Origin of the sequence: Vibrio sp. J2-4 (genome assembly GCF_021728155.1) — a bacterium.
Classification (GTDB): Bacteria; Pseudomonadota; Gammaproteobacteria; order Enterobacterales; family Vibrionaceae; genus Vibrio; species Vibrio diabolicus.
Genome location: NZ_JAKKCN010000004.1, coordinates 317499 through 335873, shown reverse-complemented (window position 1 = coordinate 335873; position 18375 = coordinate 317499). Strand labels below are relative to the sequence as shown.

Sequence of the window (18375 nt, the reverse complement as noted above, 5' to 3'; positions counted from 1 at the left end):
ATATGAATAAAAAAAGAATAATGATCAACGCAGTTTCTGCAAAAATCGGTGGCGCTAGAACAATCGTAGAGAAATTTTATAACAATTTCGATGAAGATTTTGATGCTGATTTTTTTTGCGGTTTTAAAAATGATAATGAAATTAAAAATAATATAAGCTGGTATTGTATCTCATTGTCGGGAATTTTTTCCATAATTTATACCCTATTCCTTTCTTCTATAACTAAAAAGTTTTTCCGTTGTGATATTTTACTTTCATTTAATAATATTAACTCTGTGTTTGATAATAATTGTATTACCTATTTTCATCAAGCTAAAGTTTTTGATGATGATAATAGCTTAAAATGTTTAATATATAGACTATATTTCAAACTAAAAAAAACAGATAATGTTATTGTTCAAACAAATTTGATTAAGAAAAAATTTGTTGAGTACTTTAATTATCCAGATGATAAAGTAATGGTTGTTTGGCCTGGAGTTGAACCTATTAACATGCTTTCATTTGGAGAGTGCTTGTATGGTGAAGGCTTTTACCTAGTTCCCTATACAGATATATCTAGTCCACATAAAAATTTTAATTTCATTGTTTCTTTAGCAAGAAGATTAACTAACAATGAGGTTATTTTGGTTACATGTGAAAAGCCATCACAAGGAGATTATCCAAGTAATATTGTTTTTATAGGAAGGCAAACTAAGGTTGATTTATTTAACCTTTATCACAATTGTGCACTTGTGCTTTTCCCATCCAAGGTTGAAACAATTGGTTTGCCAATATTTGAGGGTATTCTTTCTAATAAGTTTATATGCGTTTCTTCTTCAGATTATATAATTGATCATATGAATGAATTTGATATATCAGATCGAATTGTCGTATCTGATAATGAGAGTTTGTTGGTAAAAAAAATATCTAAAAAAGATTTTTTGAATGATCTTTATAAAGAGGAGGTTATTAATAATGAACGTGATTTTTTAAAAAGTAATTGGGAAACTTTGTTTGGGATTATAAAATGAAACAAGTACTACAAGATATGGCTAAAGGTGGTTCTAATTTGGTGCAGGCTCCTGCTCCAAAGGCTACAACCGGTAATGTGTTAATCGATACCAGTATCTCATTAATTTCTGCAGGCACAGAACGTATGCTCGTAGATTTTGGTAAAGCGAGTTTGTTAGATAAAGCCCGCCAGCAGCCAGACAAAGTAAAAATGGTGTCGGAAAAAGTGCAGACAGATGGCTTGATGACAACATTGGAAGCAGTGCAGTCTAAGTTGGCACAACCATTACCTTTGGGTTATTGCAACGTTGGTGTCGTTAACGCCGTTGGTGAGGGTGTTCAGGGCTTCAAAGAAGGTGATCGCGTTGTATCGAACGGCCCTCATGCAGATGTCGTTCGTGTGCCTAAAAATTTGTGCGCTTTAATTCCAGACAACGTATCCGATGAGGAAGCATCGTTTACGGTTGTGGCGAGTATTGGTCTACAAGGGATTCGTTTAGCCGAACCAACATTAGGTGAGGCGTTTGTGGTTACTGGTGTTGGCTTAATTGGTTTACTAACCGTTCAATTGCTACGTGCTCAAGGTTGTCGTGTACTGGCGATTGATTACGATGATGCGAAGTTGGAGCTGGCGAAGCAATTCGGCGCGGAAGTTTGTAACCCTGGTAAAGGTGAAGATCCTGTTGCAGCTGGTATGGCATTTAGCCGTGGAAACGGCGTCGATGGCGTAATTATTACTGCTTCGACAAAATCAAATGATCCAGTGACACAAGCTGCACGAATGAGTCGTAAGCGCGGCCGCATTATCCTTGTTGGTGTGACTGGCTTAGAGCTAAATCGTGCGGATTTCTATGAGAAAGAACTAACCTTCCAAGTCTCTTGTTCTTATGGCCCTGGTCGCTACGATGCCAACTACGAAGATAATGGTCAAGATTACCCATATGCTTTTGTACGTTGGACTGAACAACGAAATTTCGAAGCTATCTTGGACATGATGGCCTCTGGCCAAGTTGATGTTAAACCACTTATTACTCATCGATTTAAATTTGAAGATGCAGCGCAAGCATATGAATTACTAACTTCTGATAAGTCAGCGCTAGGTATTTTGCTTCAATATCAGAGTGATTCCAGTGCTCGCCACGAAAAGTCCATCACACTTAACAGCAAAGCGACTTTTGAAGCATCTAAGCCTGTTGTTGGGTTTGTTGGGGCAGGGAACTACGCTTCTCGCATGTTGATCCCTGCGTTTAAATCGGGAGGCGCTCAACTACATACTATTGCTACTTCTGGTGGTATTAATGGAGTAACTCATGGCGAAAAAGCTGGTTTTGCAAAAACCACCACTGATACAAGCGCCATGATTTCTGACTCAGAAATTAATACAATTGCAATTGTTACGCGCCATAACAGCCATGCTCATTTTGTTTCTGAGGCGCTCAATGCAGGTAAAAACGTATTTGTAGAAAAGCCTTTAGCCGTCACTCTAGAAGAGCTTGCGGAAGTAGAAGCTACCTATTATTCGAAAGCATCTACTGCTTCAGCGCCAAAGTTAATGGTTGGCTTTAACCGCCGTTTTTCGCCTCAAGTGCAAAAAATGAAAGAGCTACTTTCGTCAGTGAAAGAACCTAAGAGCTTTATGATGACCATGAATGCTGGAGCGATCCCTGCGGATCACTGGACGCAAGATAATGAAATTGGCGGCGGTCGTATTATTGGAGAGGCGTGCCATTTCATTGATCTAATGAGATACCTAGCTGATTCCGATATTGTTTCTGTGCAGGGTCGTCGTATGGGTGATGTTGATAGTGTTGATATCACGGAAGATAAAGCTGCGATTATTCTTGGTTTTGCTGATGGTTCTTTCGGCACTATCCACTACTTAGCTAATGGTGCTGCTAACTTCCCGAAAGAGCGCGTAGAAGTTTTCGCTGCAGGTAGAGTACTTCAACTAGACAACTTCCGTAAGTTAAAAGGTTTTGGTTGGCCTGGCTTTAGCAAAATGAATTTATGGAAACAAGACAAAGGCCAAACAGGTTGTGCGGCCGCTTTCCTTAGTGCTATTGAATCAGGTAAAGAGTCGCCGATTCCAGCTCGAGAGTTGTTTGAGGTAGCAAGAGTGACAATTGAAATAGCAGAGCAATTGCGTAAACAACAATGAGTCTCAAACTAAAAGCGCAAACTGCAAAGAACTTGGGTGTTTTCAATTTAGCCAGAGTGGCAGTTTACCAACTAGGTGTCCGAAGCGGATTAAACCCAGTTAAGCGTCTCAATCAAGCCTCGATATCGGGGCTTTTGTTTCGTCCTTTATCTGCTTCAGTTCAATGTAAATCTAGTCAGCGATACCAACTCTCCCCTTTTGGTTGGAAGCCGAAGCGATTAGTCAGTGAATTGCGATGGTCGGAGAGCGCATTAACTGGAAAATGCTACTCCAACATGGAAAAACCTTGGTTTTGTTTGTCTGACTTTGATTCTAATGTTGGTGATATTAAAGGGATTTGGGAGGCATCTAGATTCGACTGGGTACTAGGCTTAGCGAAGGATTATCTTTCTGGAAGAGAGCAAGCGCTTGATGAGCTGAATGCAACTACGAAAGATTGGCTAAAATACAATTCTCCTTATTTGGGGCCGAACTGGAAGTGTGGTCAAGAAGCCTCAATAAGAGTCATGCATTTGGCTATGGCTGCTAAATTATTGAATCAAGTTGAAAGTCCTGAACCTGCACTGTTGGCATTTGTTAAAGCCCACTTAAAACGCATTGCCCCGACCATCTCTTATGCCGTTGCTCAAGATAACAACCATGGCACTTCGGAAGCTGCAGCCCTATTTATCGGTGGAAGTTGGCTTGTTTCCAATGGCGATAAAAGCGCTATGCGCTGGCAAAAAATGGGGCGTAAGTGGTTAGAGAATCGAGCAAAGCATTTAATCGATTGTGATGGAACATTCAGCCAGTATTCAGTCAACTATCACCGAGTTATGTTAGATACTTACTCAATGGCTGAGCTATGGAGGCGGGAACTTAATCTCAAGTCGTTTAGTCCGTCGTTGTATACAAAAATTGGTTTGGCGACTCAATGGTTATATCAGTTGACTCAAGAAGTAAATGGGGATGCACCTAATTTAGGTCATAACGATGGCGCAAGGTTGTTACCTTTAAGTGACTCGGATTATCGAGATTTTCGCCCAACGGTTCAGCTCGCCTCAGTCCTGTTCTTGCAGTCATCTGCTTGGGAAAAAGCAGGTAGCTATGATGAACCACTTAAACTTCTGGGGTTAAGTAAACCACAGCAAGCACTTAACAAACCAAGTTCATTTCATTTTGCGCAAGGCGGATACGTCGGATTAAGAAGCCAAACTGGAGCGTTTGCACTATTCAATTACCCTATCTTTCGTTTTCGACCTGCTCAAAACGATGCTCTACATGTGGACTTTTGGCTTGATGGTGTAAACCTGTTAAGAGACGGTGGCACCTTTAGTTACAATGCTGGTCAAGCATATATCGATTACTATGGTGGAACGCAAAGTCATAATACGGTTCAGTTTGATGAGCATGAACAAATGCCACGCTTGAGCAGATTTCTCTTAGGTGCTTGGCTTAAGGCTGAAAATGTCCATTGGGATGAAGCTCGACAATATTGTAGCGCTGGTTACCGTGACTATTTGGGGTGCAGCCATAAAAGAGAGATTTCTCTTTCAAGCAGTACGCTGCGAGTTGTAGATGAGATTCAAGGTGTACAGAAAAAAGCGGTACTACGTTGGCGCCTGAGTCCGGGGGAATGGATGATAGAAGGCAATCGCATCACCAACCATATTCATTCTATAACGATAAATAGTAATACCGACATCAAGCGACTTGAGTTAGTCGAAGGAAAAGAGTCTCGCTATTACTACCAAGAAACTTCCATTCCTGTTTTGGAAATCGAAGTAACGTCAGATGGCAAAATAACGACAGAGTATAATTACAGATAATGAATATTCTTTATTTTCACCAGCACTTTTCAACACCTAAAGGTTCCACAGGAATACGTTCCTACGAGATGTCAAAGCGCCTAATTCACCATGGGCATAATGTCACTATGGTATGTGGCACATATGGTGGAGGAGAGACAGGGTTAGAGTCAGAGTTTATTGGTGGCAAACGTGAGGGTGTCGTCGATGGCATCCGCATTATTGAGTTTGATTTGGCGTATTCCAACTCAGATGGCTTTCTTAAAAGAAGCATGACTTTTGTTAAGTTTGCCCTAAAAAGTATCGGCTTAGCTTTTACGGAAAAATACGATGTATTGTTTGCAACAACAACCCCATTAACAGCGGGTATTCCAGGTATTTTTGCACGTTGGTTACGTGGAAAGCCGTTTGTATTTGAAGTAAGGGATTTGTGGCCTGAATTACCAAAAGAAATGGGGGTAATCAAAAACCCTATCATTTTGGGTTTGATGTCTCTATTAGAATGGGCGTCTTATCGAAGTGCGAATCGCTGTATTGGCCTTTCTCCTGGCATTGTCGAGGGAATCAAGAAGCGTGGAGTGCCTACAGACAAAATAGCGATGGTACCCAATGGCTGTGATCTCTCCATCTTTACTCAACCAAGCGAACCATGGCGACCAGAGGGTGTCACGCAAGAAGATTTGATGGCGGTTTTCACTGGCACTCATGGTATGGCGAACGGCTTGGATGCTGTCTTAGATGCAGCGACAGAGTTACAAAGCCGTGGCCGAAACGATATTAAGTTAGTTTTGGTGGGGCAAGGTAAGCTAAAACCACAATTGGAGTCCAAAGCTCAAGAGATGCAGCTGAATAACGTTGTATTTCACCCTCCTGTAAATAAGCAGAAGTTGGCGGGTTTAATGGCAAGCGCTGATGTTGGAATGCAAGTGTTGGCAAATATCCCTGCTTTTTATTACGGAACATCTCCGAATAAATTTTTCGATTATATTTCTGCGGGCCTCCCTGTGATCAATAACTACCCAGGTTGGCTAGCAGGGATGATAGAAGATTCTCAGTGTGGCTTTACTGTGGCTCCGGAAAATCCGCAGGCGTTTGCAAATGCCTTAGAGCAGGCGGCAGATAATCGAGATGCGCTTGTTAACATGGGGGCATCCGCTCGACAGCTTGCTGAAAGTCAGTTTGACCGCCAGTTGTTAGCTGATAAATGGGTTGAGTGGGTAGTAGGAACTGCTCAATCAGATGTGAAATCTGCAGAGGTAGATAATGAAAAGGTTATTTGATTTCTGTGCCTCTTTATTTGGGCTTGTTTTGCTTTCGCCAATTATCGCGCTCGTGGCTTGGAAAATACGCAAGAACTTAGGCTCGCCCGTACTGTTTCGTCAAACACGTCCTGGTTTAAATGGCAGACCGTTTGAAATGGTTAAGTTCCGTACCATGAAAGATGCGGTCGATTCACAAGGGAATCCACTTCCTGATTCCGAGCGAATGACTCCGTTTGGAGACAAGTTAAGAAACTCAAGCCTTGATGAGCTTCCGGAGTTGTGGAACGTATTGAAAGGTGAAATGAGTTTAGTGGGGCCACGTCCTTTATTAATGCAGTACTTACCGCTTTATAGTCAAGAGCAAGCAAGACGTCATGAAGTCAGGCCTGGCGTAACGGGCTGGGCTCAAATTAATGGGCGTAATGCAATCAGCTGGGAAGATAAGTTTAAGCTCGATGTCTGGTATGTCGATAATCGTAACCTGTGGCTAGATATCAAAATTCTGTTCCTAACTGTTAAAAAAGTGTTTGTGAAGGAAGGAATATCGGCAGATGGCCATGTCACGATAGAACCTTTTACTGGTCAATCAAAGCAGGACGAAATCAATGAATAGAACTTGCGCAATTTTAGGCGCTAGTGGTCACGGTAAAGTCGTTGCTGAAATTGCGGAGCTAAATGGTTATACAAACATTGAGTTTTTTGATGACCGCTGGCCAGAGTTGCAAAATGTTGAGCATTGGTCAGTCAAAGGGAATTCCGAAACCTTGTTAAAGGTAGCGGCGCAGTTTGATCTGACGGTCATAGCAGTCGGCAATAATAAAGTCAGGTTAGAAAAGCAGAAGCAACTGAGTATAGCTGGTGCTAAATTCTCTGTACTAGAGCACCCTAGGGCCACAATTAGTCGGCATAGTCAGCTTGATAAAGGTACGGTTGTAATGGCAGGTGCAGTGATCAACCCTTTTGTCAAAGTTGGTAAAGCATGCATTATTAACACGTCCTCAACGATAGATCATGACTGCCGTTTAGAGGATGGCGTACATGTTAGCCCTGGTTGTAATCTTGCTGGTGGGGTAACTGTCGGGGAGGGTACTTGGCTCGGTATCGGAAGCCAAGTTAAACAACTTATTTCCATTGGTACGGGCGTAATGGTAGGAGCCGGCGCGACTGTCCTGAACCATGTACCAGATTTGCAAACTGTTGTGGGTACGCCTGCACAGCTCGTAAACAAGTCAAAATAACATTTTCAGAATAATTTTTATTTAGGTGACATCGTGCTTAATACTCCATTTTCTCCATGGCCTTCTTTTACTCAAGAAGAAGCTGATGCAGTTAGTCGTGTACTACTGTCAAACAAAGTAAACTACTGGACGGGTAGTGAGTGCCGTGAGTTCGAAAAAGAATTCGCAGCTTGGGTTGGATGTGATCATGCTGTTGCACTAAGCAACGGTACCCTTGCACTCGATGTCGCGCTTAAAGCGTTAGCGATTGGTGAAGGGGACGAGGTTATTACGACGCCTAGAACGTTTCTTGCTTCTGCGTCTTCTATTGTTACGGCTGGCGCCAACCCTGTGTTCGCGGATGTGGATCTCAATAGCCAAGCCATCACGGCAGAGTCAATTGAAGCGGTGCTAACCCCTAAGACGAAAGCGGTCATCGTTGTTCATTTAGCTGGTATGCCTGCAGAGATGGATGCCATTATGGCACTTTCAGAAAAACATGGTTTTTATGTTATTGAAGATTGTGCCCAAGCACATGGCGCAAAATACAAAGGGCGCAGTGTAGGCACAATTGGTCACATTGGTGCTTGGTCATTCTGTCAAGATAAGATCATGACCACAGGCGGTGAAGGTGGCATGGTGACCACAAATGATAAAGATTTGTGGTCAAAAATGTGGTCTTACAAAGATCATGGTAAAAACTATGACGCGATTTATAATCGTCAACATCCACCGGGCTTTCGCTGGTTGCACGACAGCTTTGGAACCAACTGGCGTATGACTGAGCTACAAGCCGTGGTTGGTCGTATTCAATTGACTCGCATGTCAGAATGGACGGCACAACGTCAAGCCAATGCGGCACAACTCGATGAGGCAGTTGCAGATCTCAATATCGTTCGCCGTGTTCACGTGCCTGAGCATTCGCAGCACGCAGAATACAAACACTACCTATTTGTTGAGCCTGAACATTTGGCAGAGGGCTGGACGAGAGATCGCATTGTGGAAACCATTGTAGAACGTGGCGTTCCGGCTTATCAGGGGAGCTGTTCTGAGGTGTATTTAGAAAAAGCATTTGATAATACGCCATGGCGACCAGAAAAACGCCTACCAAATGCGGTGCAGTTAGGTGAGACCAGTTTGATGTTTTTGGTCCATCCGACATTAACACCAGAAGAAGTTGCTAAAACCAGCTGCGTGATCCGTGAAGTGTTGTTAGAGGCGCAGAAGTAAACCTGTTCAGTCTGAGTGGGAGGCATAAATAACAATGCCTTAACGCGTCGTTATCTATAATTTTTTCCTACCAATGCGTCCCCCACTTGATGAAAAATGTAAAACGTCTGTTACGTATATTGCTTAAAAGATGCGATGCAGCGAGATAATATGCAAATAATGGTTCTATACATAATCATCAGGTTGTATAATCTTTGCTCAGGCTATCTCATAACATTAACTAGCATTACCACCAAACTCTTAAAAAATAAACTTGGGGTAATGAGGCTTACATACTGTCATGATTGAAAATAATTCCAAACTTAACGTCATTTGGTCTTTACCGAGATATCAAAAGCGCCTTATTAGTATCGGAGTGGATTTCTTTATTATCTCTGCTGCTTTTATGTTTGCTTATTGGTCTCGCATCGGTGAGTTCCGTCCACTTCCAGATACAAGCAGTCACTACGTATTGCTTGCCACCGTTGTTTGTACCCTTGCTGTCTTTATCGCGTTTGGCCTCTACCGAGCGGTATTACGCTATTTAGGCTTTCATGTGCTGGCAGTCGTCGGGTTAGGTACTATTCTATCTGCGCTTTGTGTGGCCAGTTTTGCTTTCGCATTCGATGCCCAATTACCACGCTCGATTCCTTTTATTTATGCCGCTTTTCTAGCAATAGGGGTAGGGACTAGCCGTCTGTTAGTAAGAAGTTTGGTTGCTCAATCGGTACATAAGGCCGGAGATCCAGTCCTCATTTATGGTGCAGGTAGTGCTGGTCGTGAGCTTGCGTTTGCGCTGCGACAATCAGAAACCTACCGAGTTATCGGCTTTGTGGATGAAGATAAAACCCTGCAAAACACAATGTTAATGGGTTATCGAGTCTATACCGCAGATAATGCGATAAAGGCGATCAGAAAGCATGAAGTGAAAAAAATCTTACTTGCCATTCCTAGCGCTTCGAATAAACGCCGTAAGGAGGTTTTGGATCGAATCTCTAAACTTCCGGTTGAAATCCAAACCGTTCCTGATATGAAAGATATCCTTACGGGTAAGGCGAAAATTGATGAACTGAAAGAGGTTCCGATTGGTGATTTGTTAGGTCGTGATCCTGTTCAGCCGCAACAAGTTTTGATGGAAGCAAACATCAAGAACCAAGTGGTCATGGTGACGGGAGCTGGTGGCTCAATTGGTTCTGAGTTATGTCGTCAGATTTTGAACTACTCACCAAAGTCATTGATCTTATTTGAGCTGTCTGAGTTTGCCTTGTATCAGGTTCATAGTGAGCTAAGCCAAATCATCAAGGCTAAGAAGCTAAACATTGTGGTTGTGCCTCTAGTTGGCTCTGTACAGCGACAAAATCGCTTAGAAACCACCATGAAGGCGTTTGAAGTGGACACAGTTTACCATGCTGCAGCGTACAAACATGTTCCTCTGGTGGAGTATAACGTTGTTGAAGGTGTGCGAAACAACGTATTTGGCACTTACTACACCGCACAAGCCGCGATTGATGCTGGTGTGAAGAATTTCGTTCTCATTTCTACCGATAAAGCCGTTAGACCAACGAACGTGATGGGTGCGACTAAACGCATGGCTGAGTTGGGTTTACAAGCGTTGGCGGAGCAACAAAATCGAATTCGTGAGAGCAACCCAAACCTTGGCACGCGCTTTTGTATGGTGCGCTTTGGTAATGTACTGGGTTCGTCAGGCTCGGTAATTCCTGTATTCAAAAGACAGATTGAGAAGCGAGAGCCTATTACGGTCACCCATAAAGACATTACTCGATACTTTATGACGATCCCGGAAGCCGCTCAGTTGGTCATTCAAGCTGGGGCAATGGGTAAAGGTGGCGATGTATTTGTTCTCGATATGGGGGAGCCAGTTAAGATTGTCGATCTAGCGAAGAATTTGGTTTATTTATCCGGCCTTGAAGTTAAAGATGAAAACAATCCTCATGGCGATATAGAAATTCTCTTCACTGGTTTGAGGCCTGGTGAGAAGTTATATGAAGAGCTGTTGATTGGGGATGATAATGTTTCCGAAACGGCACACGCTCGCATTATGACAGCTCAAGAAAGTTACTTGCCATTGAAAGAGTATGAGACCTTGATCGACAAGCTCGATGTTGCTTGCCACAACTTCCAACACGAAGTGATTCGTCGTTTACTGCTCGAGGCCCCTACAGGTTTTAACCCAGTAGATGGCATTGAAGACCTTGTATGGAAGCAAAATACTCGCACTGCGGAGTTATATACTTTTGAACCAAAGCAAAGTAATGCAAGTGAAACTTGATGCTTTTGTTTGATTGGTAAATAATAGAAAAATTAATAAGATATGCTTTCGTGGTGCTCGCTGTGGTGGTTTACCTATGACGAGCCCAGTATCGGCATATCACAATATCAAAAAGGCACTTCTGAGTGCCTTTTTCTGTATTCAATATATTAACAGTGGCTAAAACTGATGGCACAGAAAACGATTAAAACAGGGATAGCAGCTTTATCGCTGCCGCTACTGGTAAGTACCTCCCTTACCGCTCACGAGTTGGAAACGTTACCTTCCAACCAAAGCTTTACGGGTTTGACTTTTACCCCTAATGCGCAGTCGTTAAATTACGGAGACTTTTCTTTTACGTATGCTCAAGGCTTACCATGGAGAAAAGCCGTTCAGGATTTAGACTCTCTCAAGTTTTCGTTTGGTTTGCTGGAGGGTTTAGAGGCCCACGGAAGAATTGTCACTGACGATTATACCTCTAACTGTTTTTACGATTGTGGAGACATTCGTGATCTATCGATGTCTTTCAAATATCAGGTTCCTAACTTTTGGGGAACTGAGAATCTAGACTTTGCTTTAGGTATTCAAGATCTAGGTGGTTCTGCCAATCAGTTCAGCACTAAATATGCGGTTGCGGACTACTCTTTCGACTTTGCTCCAGTTCGAGTGTCGGCAGGTTACGGGCTCTCTGATATCGAGTTGGGTGTGATGGACGGGCCCTTCGGTGGTATTGAGTATCAGCCATTGAGCTTCTTACAGGTCAGTGGGGAATACGATGCTGTGGAGTTCAACTCATCGGTAAAACTTTTTACTCCACAAGGTACACTGCCTTATGATGTGACAGCTTCACTCAGTTATCAGCTATATTCAGGCCACAATACAGATGAGCAAAATATCTGGAACGCGGCACTTTCAGTACCTCTAGTCACCGGGTACACGCGTTCTCACGATTACTCTCGTAATAATGTCACGTTGATGGAAAGGCTATCTTTGGAGCAGAAGAAAGCCAAAGAGGCTTCTATCTCTGCTTTGGTGAGCACGCTTCGTAATGAAGGTTTTGTGAATATTCAAATCGGTCTGTTGAACCAAACGACGGTAGTTGCGCTAGAAAACCGTCGTTATAACCATAACCAAGTTGACGGTTTAGGTGTTGCGATGGGGATCATCTCTAGCCACCTAGGTCAAAACGCCGTATCAGAAGTGGGCGGTGAGTCGGAGCGCATTGAGCTAATTATGCTCGCAAACCAAAAGCCCGTTGTTAGTGTGCAAGCGAATTCGTCTTGTTATCAAAGTTTTATCAATGGTTCTGTTGCGTGCGAGGATATTAAGTTCACGACACGAGATTTAGCCGAGAAACTTGAGCTGGTTAATTGGAAAACAGAGCGCGTAAATAGCGGTGTACTAGACTCTCAACTTGTTTTTTCACCTATGGTTCGCCATGCCGTTGCGACAGAGTTTGGGGTCTATGACTACTCTTTTGCGATGTCGAGCAACTTATATACCTATCTTTGGTCAGGTGCGGCTGTCGATGTTCGCCATATTCTGCCGTTAGCAGAAAGTGACGATTATGAAAAATGGGGGTACTTTGAAGATAGCGCGTACGAGAATGATATCGAGCGTGCAATGTTGCATCAATTCTTCCGTTTGCCTTATGTTGATATCGCGAACCAAGTATCCGTTGGTTTGGCGAAAACAGATTATGTTGGCGCGAGAAGTGAATCAACATGGTTTTCTCAGTCCGGTGCTCATGCCTTTAGCTTAGAAATGAGTTATTTCCAGCACGTCGATGAGAAAGATGAAAATGGCTACGAGACTCTCGATCGTCAAACTTCGCTAGCTCGCTATACTTTCTCAATGCCTGAATGGGATTGGCAGTTTAACGCGACAGCGGGTGAGTTTTGGCGGGGTGATGTCGGTGCCAAGCTAACAACCTCTCATTGGTTTGAGGATATTGAGGTTTCCGCCACTTATCAGGTTACTAAGTACAAAGATACTGATGAAGAGCAGTTTGTGGCTGTTTCAGTCAAGCTACCATTAACACCTTGGCGCGATATGTCTCCTGGTTTGTTGCAGGTTAGAGGCAACGAGGCCTATGACTTTAATGTGATGACACGAGTAGGCAATGATGTGAATTACTTAAGTGATGGGCAAGGTGATGAGCTTATCATGGACAACAGCATGCTACGTCGTTACTTCAACCGTGGTCGCTATGGTAGTGATTACTTTGAAGAGAATAAGATTCGCTTACGTAATGCCTACCTGCGTTACCTATCAACTCAGTTAGACTAAACTCATAGAGTAATACGATGTGCAAAAAGCGGCCAATGAGCCGCTTTTTTATTTTCTAATGTATGAAGCTTAGGTTGCACAATATTGTTTCACTATCCAAAAATTAAAACTATTGATATTCTGATATAAGAACTAAAGATTAGGGTATTGGAATGAAAATAGCAGTTGCCGGTACGGGGTATGTCGGGCTCTCTAATGCGATGTTGTTAGCCCAAAACCACCAAGTTGTTGCACTTGATATTATAGAAAAAAAAGTTGAGCTTCTTAACAACAAATGCTCACCTATTGTAGATAAAGAAATTGAAGATTTTCTTTCTAATAGAAAACTAGACTTTACTGCTACCACGGATAAAGCGTTTGCCTACAAAGGGGCCGATTTTGTTGTTATAGCTACGCCAACGGATTATGACCCACAAACCAACTACTTTAATACTGCTTCCGTCGAAGCGGTGATAAAGGATGTAATGGCGATTAACCCAAGTGCTGTAATGGTGATTAAATCTACAGTACCAGTGGGTTACACTGCGCGTATTAAGCAAGAGTTAGGTTGTGAAAGCATTATTTTCTCACCAGAATTCCTGCGTGAAGGTAAGGCACTTTTCGATAACTTGCATCCTTCTCGTATTATTGTCGGGGAGCGTAGTGCGCGTGCTGAGACATTCGCCAACCTTCTCGTTGAAGGAGCGATAAAAGAAGATATCCCAGTCCTGTTTACTGACTCTACAGAAGCAGAAGCGGTTAAGTTATTCTCAAATACTTACCTTGCGATGCGCGTAGCTTATTTCAATGAGCTAGACTCTTACGCTGAGGCACATAATCTTGATTCTCGCCAAATTATAGAAGGTGTTGGCTTGGACCCGCGTATTGGCAACCACTACAACAACCCTTCGTTTGGATATGGCGGTTATTGTCTGCCAAAAGATACCAAGCAACTTCGTGCAAACTATCAAGATGTCCCAAACAGTATTATTGGGGCCATAGTGGAAGCCAATCGAACTCGTAAAGACTTTATTGCTGAGTCTATTCTCAAACGAGAACCTAAAGTGGTTGGGATATACCGTTTGATAATGAAAGCTGGCTCAGATAATTTCCGCGCTTCGTCTATTCAAGGTATTATGAAGCGTATCAAGGCAAAGGGCGTTGAAGTGGTGGTGTATGAACCAGTACTTCAGGAAGACGAGTTCTTTAACTCACGTGTAATCAACGATCTGAATGAGTTTAAACAAAGCGCCGATGTGATTGTCTCTAACCGTATGGTTGAAGAACTTACTGATGTGGCTGATAAGGTGTACACGCGAGACCTATTTGGTAGTGATTAGACTTTAGTTACGATGATCGTGTGTAATCTAATACACAAACAAAAAGGGATGCATGATGCATCCCTTTGTTATTTCTACTCTCAGTAAAAACGAGATTAAGCTTTTGCTTTAGCCGCTGCTTTTGCGATTGCTGCGAAGCTTTTCGCGTCTAGTGAAGCACCGCCAACTAGAGCGCCGTCGATGTCTGGTTGTGAGAAGTAAGCTTCAGCGTTTTCTGGCTTAACAGAGCCGCCGTATTGGATGATTACTTGTGCTGCAACTGCTTCGTCTTTCGCTGCGATAAGTGCGCGGATAGAAGCGTGGATGCGTTGTGCATCTTCAGCTGTTGCTGCTTTACCAGTACCGATAGCCCAGATTGGTTCGTAAGCGATGATTGCGCCGTTTAGAGCTTCAACACCGTAAGTGTCGATAACTGCGTTGATTTGACGTGCACATACAGCTTCAGTTTCGCCAGCTTCGTTTTGCGCTTCAGATTCACCGATACAGAAAACAGGTGTTAGGCCGTTTTCTTTTAGGAAGTTGAATTTCTTAGCGATAAACTCGTCAGATTCGTTGTGGTATTCACGACGCTCTGAGTGACCGATGATGATGTGAGTAGCACCGAAATCTTTCAGCATTTCTGGAGACATATCGCCAGTGAACGCACCGCTGTTGTTTAGGTCAGTGTTTTGAGCACCTAGGATGATCTTGTTACCGCCTTCAGCGATTACGCGCTCTGCTAGGTCGATGTAAAGTGCAGGTGGAGCGACTGCTACGTCAACACCTTCAACGCCTTCAAGTTCTGCGTTAAGACCAGTTAGCAGCTCAGTTACCATTGCTTTGCTGCCGTTTAGTTTCCAGTTACCCATCACTACAGGACGACGCATAGGAATATCTCCCTTATCTTTAATGTAAATAGTCAATTAATGTAAAAAATCTACGTAGGAATATAACAGAATAATGTGAACAGATCATGATTGGCGTCATGTCTTGTCCGGCTTTCTTTACTGATTCGACCAAGCATCGATTCTGTTATTTTTGTCAAAAGCAATCGATTGGTGATCACGTAGACAGAATGATAGTTCATTCCTCGGAAATTGCTGCTGAGATTGGTATTACTACGCGCTGGAATTAATTGTTGTAGAAAGGAATCAAAATGCCAAATCTCGTTTTAGAGTATTCAAACTCGGTGGAAGAACGCGTCAATGTTCAGGGGTTGCTGGAGGATTTACATAAAACGGCGTTAGAGAGTGGCCTTTTTGAACTCGCGTCAGTGAAATCTAGAACGCTCAGGTGCCACAATTGGTTAATTGGGGAAGAGGGCGATAGCCTCGACTTTATCCATATAAACTTTGATTTGCTATCTGGCCGTTCCCAAGAGCAGAAGCGGGAACTGTCACGAGCCTTGATGGCGACACTTCAAGAGCAAGCCAGTCACGTGCACAGCTTAACGGTCAACATCCGAGACATGGACGTAGACAGCTTCCAGAAGGTAGTGAATTAGGTTGAACAGAGTTTCTTGAGAATAGCGATCAGGGTTAAGCATCGCGAAATGCAAGGGAACTGAAAGCTAATAGGCCTTATCGAGTGTTTATCGTTGCTTGAGCTTAGTCTCGCTCTGCTTGTTATAACGGCGTTGTTGGCGCTTACACTGCAGGTGTACTTTCCAAACCATATCGACTCGGCTAATCTATAACCTTTCTATTTTGGGGTAAAATTTGATGTCGACTAAAGAGTTACTGTTTTCTTTTCAAGGACGTATAAACCGTAAAACCTACTGGATTTGGAACGTCATTTACTATGTCTCTATTCTAGGTTTTGGTGCTGGAATCAGTAAGCTATTTCCTACTTTCTCCTATTTACTTCTCCCTATTTTCTTGGTGATTTTGTTAATCCCTGATTTGGCGATCACCACCAAGCGTTGGCATGACCGCAACAAATCAATCTATTGGCTAGCGCTGAATATTCCGCTGATTATCGGACGAATCGCTACGCCAATGACCAGCCCTGCCGCGCAAGAGCCGTCGACCCCACAGATGTTCGTCGCATCCATTTCTCTGATTTGTGGTTTATGGATTCTAATTGAATGTGGCTTCTTAAAGGGGACATCAGGACCAAACCAATATGGCCCTGAGCCTGAGTAATCGCTTTAAGTAACGTGCGCGCTGAAAGTAGATTCTGAGTCTCGCCGAGGCTCGCTAGAATGACGACTTTCTCTTATTTAATAGCAAGTTAAATTAACCGTCATTCTGAACAGCGAGGTACGAGCATGATTCAGAATCTACGCACAGAGCGATCCGAGTTTGAAAGCGAGTGAATTACAATGGAAAAGTAACAGCGAATCATAAAGAAGAATGAATCATCGATAGGACACCTTGCGTTTATATCCTAACGTCAAACAACAACGCCGTTCTTTACATTGGTGTTACCAGTCAGCTGCCTCAAAGAATATGACAGCATAAAAACGGAGCAGTTGAGGGATTTACCAAGAAATACAACGTTCATAAGCTCGTTTACTTTGAGTTATTCGAAGATATGGCAACTACCATAACCCGAGAGAAGCAGCTCAAGCAGTGGAAGCGTAAATGGAAGTTAGACTTGGTAAGAGAAACGAATCCTAACTTTCTCGATCTGTCTGCTGAGTATCAGTAAAAATCATCCCTATCTTTAAACGCATTTAAGCTAACCACATCCGCTTTTTGAGTCGATGCAGTTTCCCCTTGTAGCGCCGCTCTGAACTTCACGACCTGTTTTTGTAATTCGTTCATCAATACCACATTGGTGTGGTGAGGGTTTTTACACGTGCTGATGACCCTATCGATGTGGCTTTGCTGAGCCCACAGCCTTTCTTGCATGTTTTTTGATGCGCTTTCGATCATCTCTTTCGCCATTTCATGACGAAATTGCTCAAAAGCTTCTGGATCTCGCTCTGCCATTCGAACCATTTCATCGAATGGCGGAAGCGTTTGAGAAGAGTAGTGACGTAGAGTAGACATCAATGTTCTCCAAATCCTTATGGAAATTGCCTTTAGTTACTAAAAGCCTATACCATTAGAAAGAGAAGAGAGGATGAATTCTTCAGCCGTCTCACTTATAAGAGAAGCTTTTAAGCTTGAGATTGAATAAGTGCGGCATGTCGATGTTTGGTTGTGGTGGTTACTGCAGTTGTTGGATGCGGTAAACGCAGCGTCGTTGGCCGCTAATGATGTGTTCGGTACGCTCTACTTTGGTGTCACGTCCAAGTAAAGACTGAAAGACATTTAATTCTGATTGGCACAAGCTTGGGCAGCGAGTTGCGGCTTTACAAATCGGGCAGTGATTTTCGATCAAGATAAATCCGTTCTCATCTTGCTCAAGCTCGGCCATATAGCCTTCTTGTTCTCTGAGTGTCACAAGAGTCTCTAGTTTGCTTTGCAGAGAGTTGCATTGCTCAAGGTGCTGACGATAACTTTGTAACGTGAGTTTTTCTCTTTCCGATGTGACTTTGTCCAGTCCATCTTTGCCAAAAATGTGTTCGACAGCTTCTATAAACTGAATGGTCAACTCTCCGTGACGGTCAGCAAATTGCTCATGACCTTTTTGAGTGAGAGACCAATGACGAGCTGGGCGACCTACTTTGACTTTGACGTCATGAATAGACAGGATGCCATCGTCTTCTAAACTCTGCAGGTGCTGACGTGCCCCCATAGTTGTCATACCCAGCTCAGAAGAGAGTTGTTTTGCAGTGACGGAACCATCACGCTTAACGATTTGCAATATCCTATCTACGGTCTTCATATACCCACCATTTATACGTCAGTACATATTATGCGCGATAGGGTTAGTAAAGAAAAGTGTTGACTTAGTTTGAGTGGGGATCTGTTGGGTCTATGTTCATGCGAACCAATATATATCGC

At 43.1% G+C, this 18375-nt stretch carries 15 protein-coding genes and 1 pseudogene; 13 read left to right on the top strand and 3 right to left on the bottom strand.

What is annotated here, in order from left to right; translation table 11 throughout:
• Positions 1–2 precede the first annotated feature (2 nt).
• The 10 genes from L3V32_RS16125 to L3V32_RS16080 all read left to right on the top strand — a co-directional run bounded on the left by L3V32_RS16125 (position 3) and on the right by L3V32_RS16080 (position 14500).
• Positions 3–1010 (top strand): hypothetical protein, encoded by a 1008-nt coding sequence (locus L3V32_RS16125; protein WP_237284687.1) that lies wholly within the window; start codon positions 3–5, stop codon positions 1008–1010.
• Entirely contained in the window at positions 1007–3148 is a 2142-nt protein-coding gene (locus L3V32_RS16120) for a bi-domain-containing oxidoreductase (RefSeq protein WP_237284686.1), read from the top strand. The genes L3V32_RS16125 and L3V32_RS16120 overlap by 4 nt, the downstream gene beginning before the upstream one ends.
• On the top strand, positions 3145–4956 hold the full coding sequence (locus L3V32_RS16115; protein ID WP_237284685.1) for a heparinase II/III-family protein: 1812 nt from the start codon (positions 3145–3147) through the stop codon (positions 4954–4956). Before L3V32_RS16120 ends, L3V32_RS16115 begins: the two co-directional genes overlap by 4 nt.
• Positions 4956–6215, top strand: a complete 1260-nt coding sequence (locus tag L3V32_RS16110) for a glycosyltransferase family 4 protein (protein WP_267136676.1) — start codon at positions 4956–4958, stop codon at positions 6213–6215. Before L3V32_RS16115 ends, L3V32_RS16110 begins: the two co-directional genes overlap by 1 nt.
• The gene (locus L3V32_RS16105) at positions 6199–6810 is read left to right on the top strand and encodes a sugar transferase (protein WP_237284683.1); all 612 of its coding nucleotides are present in this window, start codon (positions 6199–6201) and stop codon (positions 6808–6810) included. The genes L3V32_RS16110 and L3V32_RS16105 overlap by 17 nt, the downstream gene beginning before the upstream one ends.
• Positions 6803–7435: an acetyltransferase gene (locus L3V32_RS16100; RefSeq protein ID WP_237284682.1), complete on the top strand. Its 633-nt coding sequence runs from the start codon at positions 6803–6805 to the stop codon at positions 7433–7435. The genes L3V32_RS16105 and L3V32_RS16100 overlap by 8 nt, the downstream gene beginning before the upstream one ends.
• A 33-nt stretch (positions 7436–7468) precedes the next feature.
• Positions 7469–8644 carry a DegT/DnrJ/EryC1/StrS aminotransferase family protein gene (locus tag L3V32_RS16095; RefSeq protein WP_237284681.1) on the top strand — a complete coding sequence of 392 codons (1176 nt, stop codon included), beginning with the start codon at positions 7469–7471 and terminating at the stop codon, positions 8642–8644.
• A gap of 280 nt (positions 8645–8924) precedes the next feature.
• Positions 8925–10913 carry a nucleoside-diphosphate sugar epimerase/dehydratase gene (locus L3V32_RS16090; protein WP_237284680.1) on the top strand — a complete coding sequence of 663 codons (1989 nt, stop codon included), beginning with the start codon at positions 8925–8927 and terminating at the stop codon, positions 10911–10913.
• 168 nt (positions 10914–11081) lie between these two features.
• Complete coding sequence (locus tag L3V32_RS16085) at positions 11082–13181, top strand: YjbH domain-containing protein (RefSeq protein WP_237284679.1); 2100 nt, start codon at positions 11082–11084, stop codon at positions 13179–13181.
• 152 nt (positions 13182–13333) lie between these two features.
• Positions 13334–14500, top strand: coding sequence for a nucleotide sugar dehydrogenase (locus L3V32_RS16080; RefSeq protein WP_237284678.1), 1167 nt, complete (start codon positions 13334–13336; stop codon positions 14498–14500).
• A 95-nt stretch (positions 14501–14595) separates the two neighbouring features.
• Here the strand turns inward: L3V32_RS16080 and tpiA are convergent, their stop codons facing one another.
• Positions 14596–15366 carry a triose-phosphate isomerase gene (gene tpiA, locus L3V32_RS16075; protein ID WP_005384863.1) on the bottom strand — a complete coding sequence of 257 codons (771 nt, stop codon included), beginning with the start codon at positions 15364–15366 and terminating at the stop codon, positions 14596–14598.
• Between the two features lie 269 nt (positions 15367–15635).
• Between tpiA and L3V32_RS16070 the strand changes: the two genes are divergently transcribed.
• From L3V32_RS16070 to L3V32_RS16060, 3 genes and pseudogenes are all read left to right on the top strand, one after another.
• Complete coding sequence (locus L3V32_RS16070; protein WP_005397960.1) at positions 15636–15983, top strand: 5-carboxymethyl-2-hydroxymuconate Delta-isomerase; 348 nt, start codon at positions 15636–15638, stop codon at positions 15981–15983.
• Positions 15984–16200: 217 nt separating this feature from the next.
• Positions 16201–16623 carry a DUF805 domain-containing protein gene (locus L3V32_RS16065; RefSeq protein WP_145533362.1) on the top strand — a complete coding sequence of 141 codons (423 nt, stop codon included), beginning with the start codon at positions 16201–16203 and terminating at the stop codon, positions 16621–16623.
• A gap of 214 nt (positions 16624–16837) precedes the next feature.
• Positions 16838–17131 (top strand): annotated as a pseudogene (locus tag L3V32_RS16060) (GIY-YIG nuclease family protein).
• Here L3V32_RS16060 and L3V32_RS16055 read toward each other — a convergent pair.
• Positions 17125–17475 (bottom strand): DUF3135 domain-containing protein, encoded by a 351-nt coding sequence (locus tag L3V32_RS16055; protein WP_237284677.1) that lies wholly within the window; start codon positions 17473–17475, stop codon positions 17125–17127. The pseudogene L3V32_RS16060 and the gene L3V32_RS16055 overlap by 7 nt on opposite strands.
• A 160-nt stretch (positions 17476–17635) precedes the next feature.
• On the bottom strand, positions 17636–18256 hold the full coding sequence (locus L3V32_RS16050) for a metalloregulator ArsR/SmtB family transcription factor (RefSeq protein WP_182019200.1): 621 nt from the start codon (positions 18254–18256) through the stop codon (positions 17636–17638).
• Between the last annotated feature and the right edge of the window lie 119 nt (positions 18257–18375).